Annotated in this window: 17 protein-coding genes; 3 read left to right on the forward strand and 14 right to left on the reverse strand. The window is 69.6% G+C overall.

The genetic code is table 11. From position 1 onward, the window contains the following. Positions 1 to 101: 101 nt before the first annotated feature. From ACIREI_RS03440 to ACIREI_RS03460, 5 genes are all read right to left on the reverse strand, one after another. Positions 102 to 941 carry a carbohydrate ABC transporter permease gene (locus tag ACIREI_RS03440; protein ID WP_403326914.1) on the reverse strand — a complete coding sequence of 280 codons (840 nt, stop codon included), beginning with the start codon at positions 939 to 941 and terminating at the stop codon, positions 102 to 104. Beyond that, positions 938 to 2,302, reverse strand: a complete 1,365-nt coding sequence (locus ACIREI_RS03445; protein ID WP_403326915.1) for an ABC transporter permease subunit — start codon at positions 2,300 to 2,302, stop codon at positions 938 to 940. The genes ACIREI_RS03440 and ACIREI_RS03445 overlap by 4 nt, the downstream gene beginning before the upstream one ends. 6 nt (positions 2,303 to 2,308) lie before the next feature. Further along, positions 2,309 to 3,646, reverse strand: coding sequence for an ABC transporter substrate-binding protein (locus ACIREI_RS03450; RefSeq protein WP_403326917.1), 1,338 nt, complete (start codon positions 3,644 to 3,646; stop codon positions 2,309 to 2,311). Between the two features lie 50 nt (positions 3,647 to 3,696). Beyond that, entirely contained in the window at positions 3,697 to 5,358 is a 1,662-nt protein-coding gene (locus ACIREI_RS03455) for a glycoside hydrolase family 13 protein (RefSeq protein WP_403326919.1), read from the reverse strand. Between the two features lie 159 nt (positions 5,359 to 5,517). Further along, a complete protein-coding gene (locus ACIREI_RS03460) occupies positions 5,518 to 6,789 on the reverse strand; it encodes an ABC transporter substrate-binding protein (protein ID WP_403326921.1) in 1,272 nt (423 codons plus the stop codon). A 126-nt stretch (positions 6,790 to 6,915) separates the two neighbouring features. Between ACIREI_RS03460 and ACIREI_RS03465 the strand changes: the two genes are divergently transcribed. The 3 genes from ACIREI_RS03465 (at position 6,916) to ACIREI_RS03475 (ending at position 10,559) form a co-directional block, all read left to right on the forward strand. Beyond that, complete coding sequence (locus ACIREI_RS03465) at positions 6,916 to 7,431, forward strand: PadR family transcriptional regulator (RefSeq protein WP_048585079.1); 516 nt, start codon at positions 6,916 to 6,918, stop codon at positions 7,429 to 7,431. After that, positions 7,428 to 8,201, forward strand: coding sequence for an ABC transporter ATP-binding protein (locus tag ACIREI_RS03470; RefSeq protein ID WP_403326923.1), 774 nt, complete (start codon positions 7,428 to 7,430; stop codon positions 8,199 to 8,201). The genes ACIREI_RS03465 and ACIREI_RS03470 overlap by 4 nt, the downstream gene beginning before the upstream one ends. Positions 8,202 to 8,276: 75 nt before the next feature. Further along, a complete protein-coding gene (locus tag ACIREI_RS03475) occupies positions 8,277 to 10,559 on the forward strand; it encodes an FtsX-like permease family protein (RefSeq protein WP_403326924.1) in 2,283 nt (760 codons plus the stop codon). A gap of 10 nt (positions 10,560 to 10,569) precedes the next feature. Here ACIREI_RS03475 and ACIREI_RS03480 read toward each other — a convergent pair whose 3' ends face one another. The 9 genes from ACIREI_RS03480 to ACIREI_RS03520 form a co-directional block, all read right to left on the reverse strand. Beyond that, complete coding sequence (locus ACIREI_RS03480; RefSeq protein ID WP_403326926.1) at positions 10,570 to 11,520, reverse strand: hypothetical protein; 951 nt, start codon at positions 11,518 to 11,520, stop codon at positions 10,570 to 10,572. Between the two features lie 107 nt (positions 11,521 to 11,627). Beyond that, positions 11,628 to 13,283 carry a glucose-6-phosphate isomerase gene (pgi, locus tag ACIREI_RS03485; RefSeq protein ID WP_403326928.1) on the reverse strand — a complete coding sequence of 552 codons (1,656 nt, stop codon included), beginning with the start codon at positions 13,281 to 13,283 and terminating at the stop codon, positions 11,628 to 11,630. A gap of 52 nt (positions 13,284 to 13,335) precedes the next feature. Further along, a complete protein-coding gene (locus tag ACIREI_RS03490) occupies positions 13,336 to 14,580 on the reverse strand; it encodes an MFS transporter (protein ID WP_403326930.1) in 1,245 nt (414 codons plus the stop codon). 171 nt (positions 14,581 to 14,751) lie between these two features. Further along, complete coding sequence (locus ACIREI_RS03495; protein WP_003957010.1) at positions 14,752 to 15,087, reverse strand: RNA polymerase-binding protein RbpA; 336 nt, start codon at positions 15,085 to 15,087, stop codon at positions 14,752 to 14,754. 203 nt (positions 15,088 to 15,290) lie between these two features. Next, complete coding sequence (secG, locus tag ACIREI_RS03500) at positions 15,291 to 15,527, reverse strand: preprotein translocase subunit SecG (protein WP_302001543.1); 237 nt, start codon at positions 15,525 to 15,527, stop codon at positions 15,291 to 15,293. Between the two features lie 119 nt (positions 15,528 to 15,646). Next, complete coding sequence (tpiA, locus tag ACIREI_RS03505; protein ID WP_403328016.1) at positions 15,647 to 16,402, reverse strand: triose-phosphate isomerase; 756 nt, start codon at positions 16,400 to 16,402, stop codon at positions 15,647 to 15,649. Between the two features lie 41 nt (positions 16,403 to 16,443). Further along, a complete protein-coding gene (locus ACIREI_RS03510; protein ID WP_403326932.1) occupies positions 16,444 to 17,655 on the reverse strand; it encodes a phosphoglycerate kinase in 1,212 nt (403 codons plus the stop codon). Positions 17,656 to 17,808: 153 nt separating this feature from the next. Next, positions 17,809 to 18,816 carry a type I glyceraldehyde-3-phosphate dehydrogenase gene (gene gap, locus ACIREI_RS03515; RefSeq protein ID WP_403326934.1) on the reverse strand — a complete coding sequence of 336 codons (1,008 nt, stop codon included), beginning with the start codon at positions 18,814 to 18,816 and terminating at the stop codon, positions 17,809 to 17,811. A gap of 229 nt (positions 18,817 to 19,045) precedes the next feature. After that, complete coding sequence (locus ACIREI_RS03520; protein WP_403326936.1) at positions 19,046 to 22,000, reverse strand: M14 family zinc carboxypeptidase; 2,955 nt, start codon at positions 21,998 to 22,000, stop codon at positions 19,046 to 19,048. Between the last annotated feature and the right edge of the window lie 78 nt (positions 22,001 to 22,078).

Here is a 22,078-nt window from a genome sequence, read left to right on the forward strand (position 1 = left end):
GTCCGGCGTTTGAGGACGAGGCCCGAAGGGCCGACAGCGGGGGTCTGGGGGCGCAGCCCCCAGGGGACGGGAATGGGTAGGGGCGGCGGGGGCGAGGAACCCTACTTCACCGACCCCGCCATGACCCCCTGCACAAAGTGCCGCTGAAACGCGAAGAACACGACCACCGGCACCACCAGCGACACAAACGCCCCCGGCGCCAGCACATCGATGTTGCTGCCGAACTGCCGTATCTGCGACTGGAGTTCAACCGTCAACGGCTGCGACGCACTGTCGGCGAACAGCAACGCCACCAGCATGTCGTTCCACACCCACAGGAACTGGAAGATGGCCAGCGAGGCAATGGCCGGCCGCCCCACCGGCAGCACCAGCCGCGTGAAGATCCGCCACTCACTGCCCCCGTCCATCCGCGCCGCCTCCAGCATCTCCTTCGGCATCTCGGCGAAGTAGTTCCGCAGCAGGAACACGGCGAACGGCAACCCGTACGCCACATGGAAGAGGACGACCCCGGGAATCGTGCCGAACAGCCCCAGCTGACCGAAGAGTTTGGCGACGGGCAACAACCCGATCTGCACGGGGACCACCAGCAACGCCACCACGACCAGGAAGATCGCCTCCCGCCCGGGAAAGTCCAGCCACGCGAAGGCGTACCCGGCGAGCGCCGCGAGGACGACCACCAGCACGGTCGCCGGCACCGAGATCAGCACGGTGTTCCAGAAGGCCTGGCTGATCCCGGCGTTCCCCAGCAGCGCCGAGTAGTTGTCGAAGGACAGCTGGCCGGGACTGGTGATCACGGTCCACCAGCCGCCCTTCGCCGTGTCCTCGGCGGACCGCAAGGACGACAGGAACAACCCGGCGAGCGGCGTCAGCCACACCAGCCCGACCACCACGAGAAGCGCCTGGACGACCCCGTTGCCCAGCCCGCGCCTGACCGTGTTCATCGCTGACTCCCTCGGAAACGACGGACGTTGAAGACCATGGCGGGGATCACCAGCAACAGCAGAAGCACACCCAGCGCACTGCCCAGCCCCTGGTTGTTGCCGCCACCGAACGACACCAGCCACATCTGCGTGGCGAGCACGGTCGCGTCCTCCTGCACCGGCCCGGGCGCGATGATGTAGACGAGGTCGAAGACCTTCATCACGTTGATCACGAGGGTCACGAAGACCACCGTCAGCACCGGCGCCAGCAGCGGCACCGTGATGCGCCGGAAGATCTGCCACTCGTTCGCGCCGTCCATCCGCGCCGCCTCCAGCGCGTCCCGGGGCAGGGACGAGAGACCCGCGCCGATCAGGACCATGGCGAAGCCCGTCCAGATCCACAGGTACGCCCCGATGATCGCCGGTGTCACGAGCGTGGGCCCGAGCCAGGAGATGCCCTCGTAGGGGGCGGCGAAGTTCGAGGCCGGCAGCTTCACCGTGTACGAGCCCTCGTCCAGCCCCTCGAAGCGGAAGGAGCCGTCGGCCGCCGTGGTCGTCGACGCGACCGTCTTCCCGGCACGCACCGCCTCGACGTTCATCTCCGGCAGCCCGTTCTCCCGCCGGTCGACCTTGCCCTGCTCCCCTCCCCCACCGGGCGTGAAGTCGAGGTACACGACCCCGCTCAGCTCACCGGGGCTCGCCTTCCGCTCCGCCGCCGCGTACGCCGGCCGGGCGTCCCCGGGCAGGTCGGCGGGCAGGACGCCGACCAGCCCCAGCGTCACCGCTTCTCCCGGCGACACGCTCGCGGTGAGGCGGTACGAGCCGTCCGCCCCCTTCGCCAGCCCCTGCCCGTCGCGCGCCCGGGCCGTCGGATACGTCGACGTGCCCTGGAAGGCGTCGTGCACGGAGACGGCGGCGGCGTTCAGCACGCCCTTGTCCGGGTCCTCGTCGTAGGCGAGCCGGAAGATGATGCCGGCGGCGAGGAAGGACACGGCCATCGGCATGAACAGCAGCAGCTTGAAGGCGGTCGCCCAGCGGACCTTCTCCACCAGCACGGCCAGGATCAGGCCGAGGCCGGTCAGCAGGGCCGGGGCCACGACGACCCAGATCGTGGTGTTGCGGATGGCCTTGAGGGTGGCTGGGTCGCGGAACATCTCGGTGTAGTTCTCGCCGCCCACGAAACGGGTGCCGGAGGCGTCGAAAAAGCTGCGGCCGACCGAGAACAGCACCGGATACACGACCAGCGCGCCCAGCAGGAGCAGCGCGGGGAAGACGAAGAGCAGGGCGATGATCCGCGCGCGCCGCCGCGAGCGCCGGGCACGTTCCCTGCCCGGGCTCACGGCGGCCCCGCGGCTCGCCTCTTTCAGGAGAGTGGCGGTCATGTCCGGTCAGCCCTGGCCCTCGTACGCCTTGGCCGCCGCGGCCTCCAGCTTCGCCGCGGTCGCCTTCGGGTCCGACGGGTCGCGCAGGAAGTCCTGCAGGAGCTTCCACTCACCCGCGCCCTTCGTGCCGCCGAAGGCCGCCGGGGCCTGGTCGGACATGTCGAAGCGGACCGAATCCGAATCGCCCGCCGCGACAAGGGACTTGGCGGTCGCGCGGGTGACTTCGTCGCCGTACGACGCGAGGTCGACGTTCTTGTTCGGGGACAGGAAGCCGCCGGCCTCCGCCCACACCGCCGCGGCCTCCGGTGTCGCCAGGTACTCCAGGAGCGCCATGCCGGCCTTCTGGTTCTTGCCGTCCTTCAGGACGACGGCCGCGTCACCGCCGCTGACCACCGGCGCCTCGCCGCCGCCGACCGCCGGGAACGGGAAGAAGTTCGCGTCCTCGCCGATCGACTTGCCGAACTGGTCCTTGGCGACGCCCGCGACGAAGTCGCCCTCGTAGACCATGCCCGCCTCGGGCTTCGGCCCGAACACCTTCTCCACCGAGCCCGGGAAGTCGGTGTTGAGGGCCCCCTTCTGGCCGCCCGCGATCAGCTGCTTGTCCTTGAACAGCTTGCCGAGGGTGCTGAGCGCCTCGACCACGGACGCGTCGGTCCATTTCAGCTCGTGCGCGGCGAGGGCGTCGTACTTCTCGGGTCCGGCCTGGGAGAGGTAGACGTTCTCGAACCAGTCGGTGAGCGTCCAGCCGTCCTGCCCGGCGACCGAGAAGGCGGCGAGGCCCGAGTCGGAGACGGTCTGTCCGGCCTTCAGCATGGCGTCGTACGACTTCGGCGGCTCGACGCCCGCCTGGGCGAGGGCGTCGGGGCTGTACCAGACGGTCGACTTGTGGGCGGCCTTGAAGTAGAGGCCGTAGAGCGTGCCGTCGACGCTGCCGTAGTCCTTCCACACGGGCGCGAAGTTGGTGTCCACGGACTGCTGGGTGGTCTTGGACAGCGGCTTGAGCCAGTCGTTCTTCGCGAACTGCTGGAGCACGCCGACCTGCGGGACCATCACGACGTCGGGGGCGTTGCCGCCCTCGATCTTGCTGCCGACGACGGTGGAGACGTTGTCCCCGGTGGAGGTGAACTGGGTCTTGGCGCCGGTCTTCTCGGTGAACGCGTCCAGCACCTTCTGGAAGTTCTTCTGCTCGGTGCCGGACCAGACACCGGCCACGGTGACCGTCTGGCCGCTGAGCCCCTTGTCACCGCCGCCCGCGGAGACCGGCCCGCCGCCACAGGCGGTCGCGCCGAGTGCCAGGACGAGGGCGGTGCAGCCGGTGAGCAGGGTGGTACGTCGTCGCATCATCGTTGATGTCCCTTCGGGGGTGGGGGAACTGACGGAAAATCAGGCAGGTATCAGGCAGGGGTGGATTCGGTCCCGTCGCTCATCCACCAGGCGGCGGTCGAGCCGGGCAGCACGCCGGCCGGGCAGGGGCCGCTCGACAGCAGCGGGGAGCCGGAGACCGGCGCGGGCACGGTCGCCGTACCGAAGTTGACGGCGCAGACGAGGCCGTCGCCGCGGACGAAGGCCAGGACGCCGGGCGGGGTCTCCAGCCAGCGCAGGGTGCCCTCGCCCAACTGGGGCAGTGCGTCCCGCAGTTGGAGGCCGTCGCGGTACAGGTGCCAGAAGGAGCGGGTGTCGGCGAGGGCACGGTCGGTGGCGTACTCGGCGAAGTACTCCGGCTGCGGCAGCCACGGCTTGGCGCTCTCGACACCGGACGTGAAGCCGAAGGGGGACGCCTGTCCCGACCAGGGCAGCGGCACCCGGCAGCCGTCACGAATACGGGCCCGGCTGCCGGTGCGGTGGAAGATCGGGTCGGTGAGCACGTGGTCCGGCAGGTCGACGACCTCGGGCAGGCCCAGTTCCTCGCCCTGGTAGATGTACGCGGCTCCGGGCAGCGCCAGCATCAGCAGCGCGGCGGCGCGGGCGCGGGCGGCGCCGAGGCCGCTGCCCTCGGTGGCGGGTTCGCCGTAGCGGGTGACGGTGCGGACCTGGTCGTGGTTGTTGAGGACCCAGGTGACCGTCGAGCCCGTGCCGGCGATGTCCTGCATGGCCTCGGAGATGACCTTGCGGAAGGCGTCGGCCTCCCAGGGGGCGCTGAGCAGGTCGAAGAAGAAGGCCTGGTGGAGCTCGTCGGAGCGGACGTACTGGGCGTGTTCGCGGGCGGTCGGGACGGAGACCTCGCCGACGAGGAGGCGCTCGCGGCCGTCGCGGGCGGTGTACTCCTCGCATATGGAGCGCCACCGGCGCCACACGTCGTGCACCTCGGGCTGGTTCCAGGCGAGCGGGTTGACCGAGTCGCGGGTGCGGGCGTCGGCCTCCGGGTCGTCGGAGTCGGGCAGCTCGGGGTGCTTGTAGAGGCCGGCGGCGACGTCGATGCGGAAGCCGTCGATGCCCCGGTCCAGCCAGAAGCGCAGGATCCGGTCGAACTCGGCGGCGATCTCGGGGTTGCGCCAGTTCCAGTCGGGCTGCTCGGGCGCGAACATGTGCAGGTACCACTGGCCGGGCCGCCCGTCCGCCTCGGTCACCCGGCTCCAGGCGGGGCCGCCGAACATGGAGTGCCAGTTGTTGGGCGGCTCGGCCCCGTCGGGGCCGCGGCCGTCGGCGAAGTGGAAGCGGGCACGGACGGCGCTGCCGGGTTCGGCGGCCAGCGCCTCCTCGAACCACGGGTGCTCGCTGGAGCAGTGGTTGGGGACGATGTCGAGCAGCACCTTGATGCCGAGCCGCCGGGCCGTCGCCACCAGCAGATCGAACTCGGCGAGGTCGCCGAAGAGCGGGTCGACGTCGCAGTAGTCGGCGACGTCGTAGCCGTGGTCGTGCTGCGGGGAGGGGTAGAAGGGGCTCAGCCAGATCCCGTCGACCCCGAGCTTCTTCAGGTACGGCAGCCCGGCCCGGACCCCGGCGAGGTCGCCGACGCCGTCGCCGGTGCTGTCGAGGAAGCTGCGGACGTACACCTGGTAGATCACCGCGTCGCGCCACCAGTGCTGCCTGTTCAATCCATCGCCCTGTCTCTGCATGGGAACTCGTTATGCATGCATGTTAAGTAGGTGTGTCGCGAGGGTGTCAACGAGTAGGACGTAAGCTACCGAGGGGTTAGCCGGTAATATCCGGACTTATTCGCCAGAAACGACCCGAGAAGAGACCTCGGCGTTACTTAACAAGTAACTAGTCAGCGACTAGCGACGAGCGAGCGCGTCGAGCTCCCGCGCCAGCCGCCGCACCGCCGCCTCGGGCGTCTCACGCCCGGCCATGGCGTCGTGCACGACCGCCTGCACCACCAGGCTCACCTGGTCGTAGCGCGGGCTCTTGGGGCGCGGCGCGGCCGTGCGCACGCTCTCGCGCAGGGTCGGCAGATACGGGAACTCCCGCACCAGCCCGGGATCTTCGTACAGGTCGGCCCGTACGGGCGGCAGCGCGCCGCGCGTGAGGACCTGGCGCTGGACGCGCTCGCTGGTCAGGTACGCGATCAGGCGGGCAGCCGAGTCGGGGTGCCGGGCATGCGTGCTGACGGCGAGGTTGGAGCCGCCCAGCACACTCGTCCCCGGTCCGTCCGGACCCGGCAGCGGTACGGCGCCGATCTTCCCGGCGACCGGCGAGCCCTTGGCCGAGGCGCCGACATAGGCGTACGGCCAATTACGGAGGAAGAGCAGGCGGCCGTCCTGGAAGGCCTGCTTCGACTCCTCCTCCTTGAAGGTGAGCGCCCGCTTCGGGATCCAGCCCTCGCGCACGCCCCGGGCGAGGAACCCGATGCCCTCGCGAGCCGCCGTCGAGTCCACGGTGACGCGCTCGCCCTCGTCGCCGAGGATCGAGCCGCCCGCCGAGTAGACGGCCTCGGCGGCGTTGACGGTGAGGCCCTCGTACGGCAGGAACTGGCCCGCGTAGCCGTCCAGGCCGTACTCGGGCGCGATGGTCCTCGCGGCCCGTTCCAGTGCTGACCAGGTGCGCGGCGGGTCGACGCCCTCCTTGGCGAGGATGTCCTTGCGGTAGAGGAGGAGGCCGGCGTTGGTGACGTATGGGACCGCGTACAACTGCCCGTCATAGGTCGCCGTGTCCACGACCGGCGGCAGGAAGGTGTCCAGCGGGAAGCGGTCGCGTGCCAGCGGGCGGATCCAGCCCTGCGCGGCGAACTCCGAGGTCCAGCTGACGTCGATGTTGAGGACGTCGAAGCGACTGCGGTCGCCGGCGCGCTGGTCGGTGACCATCTGCGCGTGGGTCTCGTCGGCGGAGTCGGGCAGCTCGACGAGGGTGACCTTCTCGTCGGGGTGGGTGCGATTCCAGCCATCCAGAACGGAACCGAGATATCCGGTGAGGTCGCCCGCGGTGGCGAGGGTCATCGGCCCCCTGCCCGCCGCGGGACCCTCGTCGGCACGGGCGCCGGAGGCGATATAGCCGGTCAGGATCACCACGAGGACGAGAAGGCCCCTACCGGCGGCATGGATCCACCGCATAGGTTCCTCCCTGTACACCTGGCGCCGAACGTCTTCGTCCGGGGTCAGAGGCCATGTATACCTGTTAGGTATGCGCGATACTAGGCCTCGCAGCACATTAACCAGGATGCGAGGAGGAGAGCACGAGTGCGGCTGCCCCTCCTGGCCTTGCTTGCGCGTGGCCCGGCGCACGGCTACGAGCTGAAGCAGGACCTTGAGCAACTGCTGGGCTCCGCGTACCCTCAGCCGAACGTCGGCCAGATCTATGTGACCCTCGGCCGTCTCGAGAAATCGGGGCTGATAGAGGGCGAGGACGTCGAGCAGTCGAGTCGGCCCAACAAGAAGGTCTACCACCTCACCGACGCCGGGCGTGAGGCGCTGCGCGCCTGGTTCGAGGAGCCCGAGGACGAGCCGCGGGTGCGGGACGAGTTCTTCATGAAGCTGGCCGTCGCCCCGCAGACCGGTCTCGCCGACCAGATCGCCCTCATCAACAGACAGCGGCGCCAGTACTTGAACACCATGCGTCAACTGTCGAAGCTGGCCGCCGCCGAGGACCGGGACAACCGCATCGCCCATCTGCTGATCGAGGGCGCGATGCTGCATCTGCAGGCCGACCTCGACTGGCTCGAGCGGTGCCAGGAAGAGCTGGAGGAGCTGGAGTGAGCGACGATTCCACTCCTGCGCTGGGCGCGGAGAGTCCCCTGTTGCGCGCCGAGGCCCTGGTCAAGACGCATTACGGCGAGGGCGCTCCGGCGCATGCCGTGCGGGGGGTCGATCTTGCCGTCCGGCAGGGCGAGTTCGTGGCCGTCACCGGTCCGTCCGGTGCCGGTAAGTCGACTTTGCTGCATCTGCTCGGCGGACTGCAGCGGCCCGACAGCGGGAGCATCTGGCTGGACGGCGAGTGCGCCGACGCGTGGAGCGAGGCCCGCTGGGCGGTGGAGCGCAGGAAGCGCATCGGGATCGTCTTCCAGTTCTTCAACCTGGTCTCCGACCTGTCCGTCGCCGACAACGTCGAGCTGCCCGCGCTGCTGGCCGGCGTCCCGCCGAAGCGGGCCCGCGCCGAGCGGGCGGAGCTGCTGGGCGAGCTGGGCCTCGGAGGCAAGGAGCGGAGCATGCCGGGCGAGCTGTCCGGCGGTGAACAGCAGCGCGTCGCACTGGCCCGCGCACTGGTCAACCGTCCCTCGCTGCTGCTGGCCGACGAACCCGCCGGCAGCCTGGACAGCAAGGGCACCCGCGAGGTGATGCGTCTGCTGTCCCGCTTCCACCAGCGCGGCCAGACGATCGTGCTGGTCACACATGACGCACGGCTGGCGAGCGCGGCGGACCGGGTGATCAGCTTCTTCGACGGCCGCATCGCCGACGACGCCGAACTGGACGGCGGCACGCCGCCGCGCCGGGCGGGGATATCGGGTGTGCTGGAGCTCAAGGACTGACATGCAGGTGGATACACGGGTGGACATACGGGTGTACGACCACTGCCCGGCATCCGGGCCGAGGGGCTGAGGCCCGTGCGAGCCACCCTGCGCTGGGCGCACTCCGATCTGCGTACGCACCGCGGCGAGGCGCTGTTCCTCGTGCTGGCCACGGCAGGGATCGTCGCCTCGCTGTTGCTGGCCACGGCGCTGTTCGGCTACGCCACCAACCCCTGGCAGCGCGTCTTCACCCAGGCGCGCGGCGCACACGTGTGGCTGCACACCGGAGTCTCGGCCGACACCGGGAAACTCGCCGAGCTCGACGGCGTCGACTCGGTCGCGGGCCCCTACCCCACCGCCTCCACCCCCCTGGCCTCCCGCGGCACCCGCGCCTCCGTCGAGCTGCGCGGCACCCCCGAGCGTCCCACCGTCGACCGACCGCTCCTCACCTCCGGCCGCTGGCTGGACCCGGCGAACCCCGACGGCGTGGTCCTGGAGAGCCGCCTGGCCCGCGCCCTCCTGGCCGCCCCCGGCGACACGCTCACCCTGCCCGGCACCGGCCGGACCCTGACCGTCCTCGGTATCGCCGACAGCGCCGAGCCGCGCTACCGGCCGGGCGAACAGCCGGGTCTGGTCTGGGCGCCACCGGCCGCCGTACGCGATCCCGGCGGCCAGGTGATCGGGCTGCGTCTGACGGACCCGGACGACACGGACTACGCCGTACAGCGCGCCGTGACCGTGCTGGGCGCCGGCGCGGTCGGCGAGGTCTCCACCTGGAAGCAGGCGCGCGCCGAGGCACAGGGCGACAACCGGCTGCTCGGGCAGGTGCTGGGCCTGTTCGGGCTGGGCGCGCTGGCCGCCGCCGGGCTCGCCGTGCACGGGGCGATCGGCACCCGTATCCGCGGCCATCTGCGGGACATCTCGGTGCTGAAGGCGATCGGCTTCACGCCTGGTCAGGTGGTCCGTGTCTTCCTGCTCCAGCACCTCGCCTACGCGCTGCTGGGCGCCGTGGCCGCGGCGGCTCTCATCCAGGCCGTGGGCAGCCATGTCCCGGGGCGGCTCGGGGACGCGGTCGGAGTGTGGCAGGGGCTGCCCGGGCACAGCGTGGCGCTGTTCGTGGTGCCCGTGGGCGCGGTGTTGTTCATCGGCGCCACCACGGGGCTCGCCGCGTGGCGGGCGGGGCGGGTGCCCCCGGTGCCGGTGCCGCGGCCCGCGGCTCCGCTCGGCGGGCGGCTTTCCGGCGTGGCCCGGCAGGCGCTCGGGCGGCGGCTGCCGCCCGCGCTGGTGCTGGGCTGGCACCGGGCGTTCACGCGGCGTCTGCGGTCGCTGGCCACGGTCGCCCGGCTCGCGCTGCCGCTGCTGCTGATCGTGGTGGCGATGAGCGCGTGGACCACCATCGACCGCTTCGACAGCAGGCCCGAACAGATCGGCCTGCCGACCGCCCTCACCGTCCACGCCGACTCCGGCCTGCCCGACCGGGACGCCCGCACACTGCTCGAACGCGACCCGCAGGTCGCCGCCGCCTACCCCGGCGTCGAGGTGGCCGCCCTGGTCCCCGGCCAGACGGCCACGATCGCCCTGCGCGGCCTCGGTACCCGCGAGGACCCCTACCCGTACACCCTGGCCGAGGGCCGTGCCGCGCAGAGCCGCGACGAGGCAGTGGCCGGACAGGGCCTGCTCGATCTGCTGGACGTGAAGGTCGGCGACTGGGTGCGGATGACCGTCGGAGACCAGCCGCAGATCCTGCACATCGTGGGCCGCAGCATCGAACCCGAGAACGCCGGCCGGGTCATCTCCACCTCCCTCGACACCCTCCGCGAGAACGACCCGGGCCTCGGCCCCACCCTCTACGAGCTACGGCTCCGCCCGGGCGCCGAACCGTACGAGGTGGCCGACCGCCTGACCGCCGCCGGACACGGACGCCTGGACGTACACGCCGTACCGAACCCCGCCGACGGCCTCTCCCCTCTGCGCGGAGTCGTCGTGGGCCTGATCGCCGTACTCGCCCTCATCGGGCTCATCGAACTGCTGACCGCGATCGGCGGCACCGTCCGCGAGAGCGAGCGCGACCTGCTGGCCCTCAAGGCCATCGGCCTGTCCCCACGGCAGATCACGGCGATCACTGTCACGTCCACCGCCTGCACCGCCCTGGCCGCGGTCGTCATCGGCACGGCACTGGGCGCACCTCTCGGGCACTGGCTGATCGACGCCCAGGGCAGATCGAGCGGCATCGGCGCCGGGATCGCCCAGGGCCCGTCCGTCGCTCTCCTGCTGCTGTTCGGCGCGGCGGCGGTCACGGGCGCAGCCGCCCTCGCCACCGTCCCGGCCTCCCGCGCGGCCCGCCGCCGCCTCGCGGACACACTGAGCGCGGTCGCCTGACCTGCGGGGGCTACCGCGGGTGGTGCGGGGGCGGCGGGCTGTACGGCGGCCGCGGGCCCGATGCGTACGGGCTGCCCTGGGGAGCCGAGCCGTAGGGGTTTCGGGTCGGCGGTGCGTAGGGGCTCCCGCTCGGCGGGCCGTACGGGTTGCCCTGGGGCGGTACGAAACCGTTCGGCGCGTACGACGGTGGCGGCGGGGCCGGTGCCGGAGTGGGCGGCAGGGTGGCCGGGTGGGCCGCCAGCCGGATGCCGTACCGGCCCCTGAGCCGGCCCATCTCCAGCAGGGCGATGCCCGTGACCGTCACGGGGGCGCCCAGGATGAAGACGACGCCCATCGCGAGGCCGAGGCCGTGCAGGTCGCCGGTGATGAGATCGGGGATGGCCATGAGCCAGGTCGTCACCGTGGCGAGCAGCGGCGGCAGACAGCGGTGCACGGCAGCGGTGCCGAAGAAGTTCCCCGAGATCCGGTACGCGCCGGCGATGACGAAGAGGGCCATCCAGAGCCCGAGGAGGCCGGACACCATGCTCCCGAGGACCCCGAAGGCGTCGCCCATCCGGAAGACCAGCACCGTTCCGAGCGCCGAGCCGATGAACAGCAGCAGCAACTTCAGCGACCTGACGAGCGGCCCCCGCAACTGCCCCACTGTGCCCGCGCCGGAACGCCGCCAGATGTGAAGCATCACGCCGACCGTGAGCGGTGTGACGAACAGCAGGACGACACAGGCGGTCGCCGCGTTGTCCAGCATCTCGTCGAAGGCGAACCCGCCCTCGACGAAGGTGTAGACCCCGAACGCCGCGACCGCGCCCGCGATGACCCGCGCCTTCTTGAGCGCGTCCACCGAAGGATCCAGCGAGCCCGGGATCCAGGTCGGGTGGAACACCGACCGCGCCACATGGTGGGGCTTCAGGAACGAACGGGCGGTCAGTGCGCCGCCTGTCCAACTCCCGTATGGATTCGTCAACTTGCACTCCCCCGAGTGATTCACGCTCTTGATCGACGAGGGAGTCTACGGGAAGCGGACGACCGCGCGCCGCCCGCTTCCCGCATGCCCGATGTCCGCATCCGCGGTCACTGCCGGCCGCGCAGCTCCCGGTACTTGGCGACGAGCGCCTTCGTCGACGCGTCCAGCCCCGGCACGTCCGCGCCCTCGGTCAGCGCGGGCTCGACCCGCTTGGCGAGGACCTTGCCGAGCTCCACGCCCCACTGGTCGAAGGAGTCGATGTTCCACACCGCGCCCTGCACGAACACCTTGTGCTCGTACAACGCGATCAGCTGACCGAGCACGGACGGGGTCAGCTCACGCGCGAGGACCGTGGTCGTCGGATGGTTGCCCTTGAACGTCTTGTGGGTCACCAGCTCCTCCGGCACCCCCTCCGCACGCACCTCGTCCGGAGTCTTGCCGAACGCCAGCGCCTGCGTCTGGGCGAAGAAGTTCGCCATCAACAGGTCGTGCTGCGCCTTGAGTTCGTCACTCATCTCGGCGACCGGCTCGGCGAAGCCGATGAAGTCCGCCGGGATCAGCTTGGTGCCCTGGTGGATCAGCTGGTAGTACGCGTGCTGCCCGTTGGTGCCCGGCGTGCCCCACACCACCGGCCCGGTCTGCCAGTCGACCTCCCGCCCGTCCCGGCCGACATACTTGCCGTTGGACTCCATGTCCAGCTGCTGCAGATACGCCGTGAACTTCGACAGATAGTGGCTGTACGGCAGCACGGCATGCGACTGGGCGTCGTGGAAGTTGCCGTACCAGATGCCCAACAAACCCAGCAGCAGCGGCACGTTGGACTCGGCGGGCGCGGTGCGGAAGTGCTCGTCGACGATCCGGAAGCCGTCGAGCATCTCCCGGAAGCGGTCCGGCCCGATGGCGACCATGAGCGAGAGCCCGATGGCCGAGTCGTACGAGTAGCGCCCGCCGACCCAGTCCCAGAACTCGAACATGTTGGCCGTGTCGATACCGAAGTCGGCGACCTTCTCGGCATTCGTCGACAGCGCGACGAAGTGCTTGGCGACGGCCTCCTGCCCCGCCTTCAGCTCACCCAGCAGCCAGTTGCGGGCCGAGGTGGCGTTGGTGATCGTCTCGATCGTGGTGAACGTCTTGGACGCGACGATGAACAGCGTCTCGGCCGCGTCCAGATCGCGGGTCGCCTCGTGCAGGTCGGCGCCGTCGACGTTCGACACGAAGCGGAGGGTGAGACCGCGGTCGGTGTAGCTGCGCAGCACCTCGTACGCCATCGCCGGGCCCAGGTCGGAGCCGCCGATGCCGATGTTGACGACGTTCTTGATGCGCTTGCCGGTGTGGCCGGTCCAGACGCCGGAGCGGACCCGCTCGGCGAAGTCGGCCATCTTGTCCAGGACGGCGTGCACCCCCGGGACGACGTTCTCCCCGTCGACCTCGACCACCGCGTCACGCGGCGCGCGCAGCGCGGTGTGCAGAACGGCGCGGTCCTCGGTGGTGTTGATCTTCTCGCCACGGAACATGGCGTCCCGCAGCCCGAACACGTCCGTCGCGACGGCCAGCTCACGCAGCAGCCGCAGGGTCTCGTCGGTGACGAGGTGCTTGGAGTAGTCGATGTGCAGGTCGCCGACCTGCAGCGTGTACCCCGCACCGCGCCCCGGATCGGCGGCGAACAGCTCCCGCAGCCGCACCTCGCCGAGCTCCTCGCGGTGCTTGGCCAGCGCGGTCCACTCGGGCGTCTGGTTGAGCCTGGTACGGCCGTCTGCGTTCATGTCCGACTTCAGCCTTCTTTCGTGCCTGTCCCAGCGGTTCCAACCTAATTGATCAGCGCGGGGCGTGAACCGTCGTGGCGTCGTCCCCCGGCGCAACAACAGGTACGTCCGGCTTGCGCGCCGGTATCAACGAGGTGACGGCGAGGGCGAAGAGTACGGCGGCCAGCAAGGCCGGTGCGTTCAGCCCGAACCCACCCGCCACGGCACCGCCGAGCAGAGCACCGACCGGGGCGCCGGACGTCGAGGCGGTCCGGAAGGCCGAGGCGATTCGGCCCACCATCGACTCGGGGCTGCGCTGCTGCATGAGCGTGACCTGGTTGACGTTCCACACCATGCCCATGGCGCCGAGCAGTGCCATGGCCACCAGGAGGGCCGCCAGGTGGCGGACGACCCCGGTGAGCAGCAGCGACACCGTCTGGACGGTCCCGGCCAACAGCAGTGCCCGCACCCGCCCCGTCCTGCGCGCCAACCGCTGGGCCACGAAGCCGCCGGCCAGGCTGCCGACCGCGTACGTGGTCATCGCCGCCGCGTACGCCGTGTGGCCCCCGTCAAGCCAGCGCGTCACGTGCAGCACCAGCGTGGCGATCAGGGCGCCCATACCGATGTTGCACAGCAGCGTGGCCAGGCAGATGGCCCGCAGCGCTCGATCCCGCCAGAGTGTGCGCAGCCCGTCGCCGATCTCGGCCCACAGTGTGCTGCCCGCCGGGCGTGGCTGCCGCTCGGGCGGTCCTATGCGCAGGGACGCCACCAGGGCGGCGGCCAGCAGATAGGTACCGGCGTCGGCCACGAACGGCATGGCGGCCCCGGCCGTCAGGAGCAACGGCACGAAAGGCCCCGCCAGCAGGCCGCCCGCGAGCTGCTGGCCCGTCATCAGCCGGGCGTTGGCACTGCCCAGGGCCTCTCGGTCGACCAGGGACGGAAGCAGGGCCGTGGACGCGTTGTCGAACAGCGTCTGGAGCGTCGTCAACGTGAAGGCGAGCACCAGCAACAGCGGGATCGACGCGTGTCCGAGTCCGACGGCGAGCGCGAATCCGGCGACGAGGAGTCCTCGTACGAGATCGACCGCCCACATCGCGCGCCGTTGGTCCACCCGGTCCGCCACGGCCCCGCCGAGCAGGCCGAAGAGCAGCCAGGGGGCATAGCCGCAGGCGGTGACCGAGGCGATGATCAGGGGATCGTCCGTGAGTTGCACGGCGAGCAGGGGCAGCGCTGTCGTACGCAGCGCGTCTCCGAACCGCGAGACCACGGCGGCGGTCCACAACCGCCCGAATCCCCCGCGCCACGCGGGCGCACGCAAGCCCGCCGCCTCAGCCGTCGCCACAACTCCCCCTCACGGTCCACCGATGCAGAAGATCGATGTACAAACCGTAGAGGGCACCACTGACAATCGGTCCGCGAGCGGCTCGGCGCCGGTGCGTCAAACAGGTCCGGCCAGGCACCCATTAGGTACCCGGCCGGTCCTCAACTTCTAGATCTCGCCCCGCAGTTTGGCGAGCGCCTCGGCGAGGATCGCCTCGCCGTCCGCGTCGCTGCGCCGTTCCCGTACATACGCCAGGTGCGTCTTGTAGGGCTCGGTCCGCGGCGGGTCCGGCGGGTTGTCCCGGTCCTGTCCGGCGGGAAAGCCGCAGCGCGGGCAGTCCCAGGTGTCGGGAACCTGCGCGTCGCTGGCGAAGCTGGGCTGCGTCTCATGCCCGTTGGAGCACCAGAAGGAGATGCGCAGCCGGGGCGCGGACTCGCCCCGCTCGGCCTCGCCCATCGGCCCCGCCCCGACCCGGCTTCCTCGGATCGCGTTGCCACTTGCCACGGTCGTAACTCCCTGCGTGATGGTGCCGCGAAGCGAGTCGGCGTTTCGCTTCGCTGCGAGCGCCTCAGTCTACGTAAGGCCCAACGCGCGTCCAGTGATTGGAGTTACATAGCCCCCCCACACCAAGACGCAAGCCCCATGATAGGCCGCGCTCAGCTGCGCGTACCGAACATGGGGCCTTACGTGCGGAATGTGCGTGCCGGTCAGTTGTTCATCTTCATCAGGATGCCGAGCACGACAATGCACGCGAACCACAGCAGACCGACCACGATGGTGATCCGGTCGAGGTTGCGCTCGGCGACCGAGGAGCCGCCGACGGACGACTGCATGCCGCCACCGAACATGTCGGAGAGGCCGCCGCCCTTGCCCTTGTGCATCAGCACCAGCAGCATCATCAGCAGGCTGAAGACGATCAGGGCGATGGAGAACCCCAGAACCACGGCTGGACCAACTTCCTCGGATTCGGATAACGACGGGGCCGAAGCCTTTCTTGAAGCTTCACGCTCCGAATAACAGCTTCGGCCCCGCAAGGGTACGACGAATCGTCGTTACGGCCTACTCACTGGTCACGGAACCGCACGATCTTGACGAACTCGTCGGCGTCCAGCGACGCGCCGCCGACCAGGGCGCCGTCGATGTCGGCCTGGGCCATGATCTCGGCGACGTTGCCCGACTTCACGGAGCCGCCGTACTGGATGCGAACCTTGTCGGCCAGCTCCTGCGAGTACAGCTCGGCGAGCTTGGCGCGGATCGCGGCGCAGACCTCCTGGGCGTCCTCGGCGCCGCAGACCTTGCCGGTGCCGATGGCCCAGACGGGCTCGTAGGCGATGACGATGGTCTCGGCCTGCTCGGCCGGGACGTCCTTCAGACCGCCCTCGACCTGGGCGAGCGTGTGCGGGACGGCGTTGCCGGCCTCGCGGACCTCCAGCTCCTCACCGACGCACATGATCGGGGTGAGGCCGTGCTTGAAGGCGGCCTTGACCTTGGCGTTGACGATCTCGTCGGTCTCGGCGTGGTACTGGCGGCGCTCGGAGTGGCCGATCGCCACGTACGTGCACTTCAGCTTGGCCAGCATCGGGCCGGAGATCTCGCCGGTGTAGGCGCCGGAGTCCTGGGCCGAGATGTCCTGGGCGCCGTACTTGATCTTCAGCTTGTCGCCGTCGACCAGGGTCTGCACGGAGCGCAGGTCGGTGAAGGGCGGCAGGACGGCGACCTCGACGGCCTCGTAGTCCTTGTCGGCCAGGGCGAAGGCGAGCTTCTGGACGTGGGCGATGGCCTCGAGGTGGTTGAGGTTCATCTTCCAGTTGCCCGCCATCAGCGGCGTGCGCCCGGAAAGATTAGATGCAGCCATTAAGGTCAGTCCTCCAGTGCGGCGAGGCCGGGGAGCGTCTTGCCCTCGAGGTATTCGAGGGAGGCGCCGCCACCGGTCGAGATGTGGCCGAATGCGTTCTCGTCGAAGCCCAGGGTGCGCACGGCTGCGGCGGAGTCGCCGCCGCCGACCACGGTGAAGCCCTTGGAGTCGACGAGGGCCTGGGCGACCGCCTTGGTGCCCTCGGCGTAGTCGGGGTGCTCGAAGACGCCCATGGGGCCGTTCCAGAAGACGGTGGCGGCGTCGGCGAGCTTCGAGGCGTACAGCTTGCGGGTCTCGGGACCGATGTCCAGACCCTCCTGGTCGGCGGGGATGGCGTCCGCGGCGACGGTCGTGGGGTTGGCCGGGGCCTTGGTCTTCAGGTCCGGGAACTCGGTGGAGACCAGGACGTCGACCGGCAGCACGATCTCGACGCCGTTCTTCTCGGCCCGCTCCATGTACTCGGTGACGGCCGGGATCTGGTCCTCCTGGAGGAGGGAGATGCCGACCTCGTAGCCCTTGGCCTTGAGGAAGGTGTACGCCATGCCACCGCCGATGAGCAGCCGGTCGGCCTTGCCGAGCAGCTGGTCGATGACGGCGAGCTTGTCGGAGACCTTGGCGCCGCCGAGCGCGACGACGTACGGGCGCTTGACGTCCTCGGTGAGCTTCTTCAGGACGCCGACCTCGGTGGCGATGAGGTGGCCGGCGTAGTGCGGCAGGCGGGCCGGGAGGTCGTAGACGGAGGCGTGCCCCCGGTGCACCGCACCGAAGCCGTCACTGACGTACACGTCGGCGAGGGCGGCGAGCCGGTCGGCGAAGGCGCCGCGCTCGGCGTCGTCCTTGGACGTCTCGCCGGCGTTGAAGCGCAGGTTCTCGATGACCGCGACCTGGCCGTCGGTCAGGCCGGCGACGACGGACTGGGCGGACTCGCCGACCGTGTCGGTCGCGAACGCCACGTCGGCGCCGAGGAGTTCACCGAGGCGCGCGGCGGCCGGGGCGAGGGAGAAGGCGGGGTCCGGGGCTCCCTTGGGGCGGCCCAGGTGCGAGGCGACGACCACGCGGGCGCCCGCCTCGGCCAGCGCCTTGACGGTGGGCAGGACGGCGCGGATACGGCCGTCGTCGGTGATGGTGGTGCCGTCCAGCGGCACGTTCAGGTCGGCGCGGACGAAGACCCGCTTGCCGGCGACGCCTTCGGAGAGAAGTTCGTCGATCGTCTTCATGAAGGGGACTCCTGAGGAGGGCTCGTGATCGCTCTTGATCGCTCGAAAGCGCTCGTGATCCAACAGGTCGGTTCTGCACGCGCGTCAGGGCTCGGACGGCGCGTCCCTGCGCCGCCCGAGCCCTGACTCACATCAATGCGCCTGCTCTGGATATCAGAGCTGGTTGCCGACGAAGACCGTGAGGTCGACGAGGCGGTTGGAGTAGCCCCACTCGTTGTCGTACCAGCCGATGACCTTCACGTTCTTGCCCTCCTGGACCATGGTCAGGGAGGAGTCGAAGGTGCAGGACGCCGGGGCGTTGACGATGTCGGAGGAGACGATCGGGTCCTCGGTGTACTCGAGGATGCCCTTCAGCTCGCCCTCGGCGGCCTTCTGGAAGGCGGCGTTGATCTCTTCCTTGGTGACCTCGCGGCCGAGCTCCAGGACGAGGTCGGTGACCGAGCCGGTCGGGACCGGGACGCGCATCGCGATGCCGTCCAGCTTGCCCTTGAGCTGCGGGAGGACCAGCGCGGTGGCCTTGGCGGCACCCGTGGTGGTCGGGATGATGTTCTCGGCGGCGGCACGCGCGCGGCGCAGGTCCTTGTGCGGGAAGTCCAGGATGCGCTGGTCGTTCGTGTACGCGTGCACCGTCGTCATCAGACCCTTGACGATGCCGAAGTTCTCGTCGAGGACCTTCGCCATCGGCGCCACACAGTTGGTGGTGCACGAGGCGTTGGAGATGACGTGGTGGTTCGCCGGGTCGTACTTGTCCTGGTTGACACCCATCACGACGGTGATGTCCTCGTCGGAGGCCGGAGCCGAGATGAGGACCTTCTTGGCGCCGCCGGCGATGTGCTTCTCGGCGTCGGCCTTCTTCGTGAAGATGCCGGTCGACTCGATGACGATGTCGACGCCCAGCTCGCCCCACGGGATGTCGGCGGGGTTGCGCTCGGACAGGACTTTGATGGTGTGGCCGTCGACGGTGATCGTGTCGGCGGTGTGGGTGACCTCCTGCTTGAGGCGGCCCAGAATCGTGTCGTACTTCAGCAGGTGAGCGGTGGTCGCAGTGTCACCCAGGTCGTTGACAGCCACGATCTCGATGTCAGCACCCTGCTCCAGCAGCGCGCGGAAGTAGTTGCGACCGATACGACCGAAGCCGTTGATGCCTACGCGGATCGTCACGAACCGATCTCCTCGTTGGTACGCCGGCCATGCGGTGCCGGCGAGCTCTATTTGGGATGTCCCCGACCGCCTACGACCCTACCTCTCTGAAGCCGCCGTGGTGACATCCAGATGCCTCATACACGGCACGGCGGCCCGTACCCGCCAGTAGGGGTACGGACCGCCCGGCCCGAAAGCCCGGATCACTCGATTTGGTCACGGCGCGTTGTGCGCTGTTGACCTCGGTATGTCAGTCCTCAAGTGAGGAGAGGGCCTTTCCGATGAGCGCCTTGCGGTCGGCCGCCGCGGTGACATGCTCCAGGCCGAAGCCCAGCAGCACCGTGTCGTCCGTGGTGACCGCTCCGTAGGTCTGGAACAGCGCCCCGGTGCGGGCCCAGTCCTTGAGCACGGCCGGACTGCCCGCGGGCGGTCCGGTCACGCTCCAGGCTCCGAGCGACGTCTCGAAGCCCTCGGTCTCGGTGGCGGTGCCGCCGACGACGAGCGAGGCCTGGTCGGCGAGGACGCCGCGGCCACCGAAGCCCGGGTCGGAGACATAGCTGATCGAGATCTCCACGGACTTGCCGGCGTACGCGCTCAGGTCGAACTCGACCTGCTTCCAGCCCGAGGAGGCGCCGGTGAGGGCGTTCCACTGGCCGCTGGTGCCGGTCGCGGTGCAGCCCTGGGCCGACTGCGTCAGGTAGTGCTTGAGCCAGGGGTGCTCGGCCATGTAGAACCCGGCCTCGCATTCCGCCGGCACGGTGTTGCTGCTGGCGCCGCCCTTCTCGGGGAGCGTCGTCCAGTCCTCGGCCCCGGTGGTGTGGGCCTCGATCAGGACGTTGTCGTAGCCGGGCTCGACGTCCCACAGCAACTGGGTGCGCAGCGTGGGCTGCTGGGCCGCGGTCACACCGGTGAGGTCGACGGTCCTGGTGAGCCGCTTGTAGGCGTCGTCGGTGTGCACGGCGGCCGCCATCCAGGCTCCCGTGTACGGCCCGTACGGATTGACGGTCCCGGCGAACTGGCCCGCGCCCGCGCTGGCGAACTGCGGGTACTTGTCGACGGGGAGCTGGTCCGAGGTGACGCTGTAGCTGCCAGCCTTGTCGAGCGGGTTGCCGGTCGCGTCGCCGAGCGCTCCGATGAACCCGCCGAACTTGCCGGAGCCGGTGAAGCCGGTGGCCCCGGGGAGCGACGTACGGGAGTAGGCGCCCAGGTAGTACTGGCTGAAGTCGTTCGACAGGTTGCCTCCGCCGAGGTCGACGTTGCCGCCGGCCTGCTCGCCCGCCTCCATGAGCTTGCCGCCCTCGTTGAGGTAGGCGCGCAGCTGGAGCTGGGTGGCGTTGCCCGGGACGTTCGCGCCGGTGTAGTGGACGACGGTGTCGAAGTGGCTCAGCACACCGAGCGCGTCGGGCGCGCCCTGAGCGGCGACGTCCCAGACGACCGCCCTGCGGCCGTTGGCCTTGAGCGCGTCGACGTACTTCTGCGCGTGCGTGGCGGTGGCGCCTTCCTCGGCGACCACGAGGACGTCCGCGCGCGGCCGTTCGGCCACGGTGTAGGTGAAGTGCTTGCTGGAGACGGGTTTTCCGCTCCTCGTCTCGCCGGTGAACCACACCTCGACCTTGTCGCCCGGGTCGCCGTCGGCGACCTTGGCCCGGTACTCGTCGAAGTAGAGGTTGTCCTCACCGCCGTACGTCTCGCCGCCCTTCCAGGGCCTCAGCGCCATGTCCTCCGTACGGCCGCCGTTGACGCGGTACTTGAGCTCCTTGTCGCGCACGGACTTGCGTACGACGACGGAGACCTCCTGGTCGGCGCCGCGGGAGTACGACGTGGTGAACGCCGCCGGGGTGAAGTCGGCGGCGTTCAGGCCGACCGAGGAGGACGGCCGGTCGGGGTGCGCGGCGGACTCGGCGACGGAGAGCGCGAACGGGACGTTCTTGGCGAACTCGTCCTGGATCAGCTTCTCGTCGTCCGGGAAGTTGAAGACCGACTGGCAGTCCCGCGCGTTCCACTGGTCGTTCGGGTCGATGTTCGACGCGGTCTGGCAGGTCGACATCTCGGGCGTGAACATCGCGATGCCGTTGAGGTTCGCGGAGTGGCCGTCGGTCTCGCCGTTGGTGGTGTACAGCTCCGAGGAGACCTGCGGGTGGTAGCCCGGGATCGCGGGGTTCTCCGGGGTGCCGGCGAGGGCCTCGTAGAGGACGTCGTCCGGGGTGTCCGTGGCCACCTGCCAGCCGACGCCGTAAAGGATGAGCTCGGCCGCGGAGTGGTAGTTGATGCCGTACTCGAACCCGATGCGCTTCTGGAAGGCGTCCATCGCCTGTGTCTCGGGTTCGGAAGCCGGGGACGCACCGCGATAGGTCTCGCTGGTGGGGTTGGGGGACGAACCCTCGTCGTCGTAGCCCCACTTGTAGGCGAAGTTGCGGTTGGGATCGACGCCGTCGCCGGTGCTGATGACACCGTCGCCGTTGATGTCGCGCAGGTTCTTGCGCCACAGGCGGGTGCTGGAGTCCTTGAAGGTGTAGTCGTAGCCGTCGGGGTTGGCCGAGAGGACGAACCACAGCTCGGTCGAGTCGACGATCTTCTTGACGCGCTTGTCCGTCTTGTAGTTGTCCAGGTAGTAGTGCATCAGACGCCGGGTCATCTCCGGCGTGATCCACTCGCGCGCGTGCTGGTTGGAGACGTAGAGAACGGACGGCTTGGCGCCGTCCTTCGTCTTCTTGGCGTTCTTGGTGAGCTTGAGCGCCAGGATGTCCTGGCCGTTGATCGTCTTGCCGATGGAGACGACCTTGGTGAGGCCGGGGTTCTCCTGCCCGGTCCGGACGATCTCCTCCTTGAGTCCCCCGCTGCCGCTGTACGGGCGGTACACGCCCTCGGCGGCCTTCTCGGTGCGAGCCTCGGCCTTGGCGGAGAGGTCGTGCTCGGTGAGCTCGACGCCCTGCTTCTCGAGCTTCTTGGCCTGGTCGTCGGTGAGGTAGACCTCAACGGTGGCCGTGCCCTTCTCGGGCGCCTGCTCACTGAGTTCGTGGCCGTCCTGACCGGCCGCCAGCAGCAGGGGTACCTGCTTCTTGGTGACCTCGGCGCGGAAGACCTTCACTTCGTTCGGGTCGGTTTCTTGTGAACTTCCCGGTTGTGCCTGGGCGATGGGTGCGATACTCGCTCCGCCTATCAGGAGCGCGCCGGCAGCGAGGATCGATCTCGCTCTGGGTCTCATGAACCCCCCTAGCAGTGTTTCGCCACAGTGACGAATGGCTGCCAGGCTCATGCCACTTCACGGCCCAGTCAAGAGTGC

The organism is Streptomyces sp. NPDC093591, assembly GCF_044764885.1.
Lineage (GTDB): Bacteria > Actinomycetota > Actinomycetes > Streptomycetales > Streptomycetaceae > Streptomyces.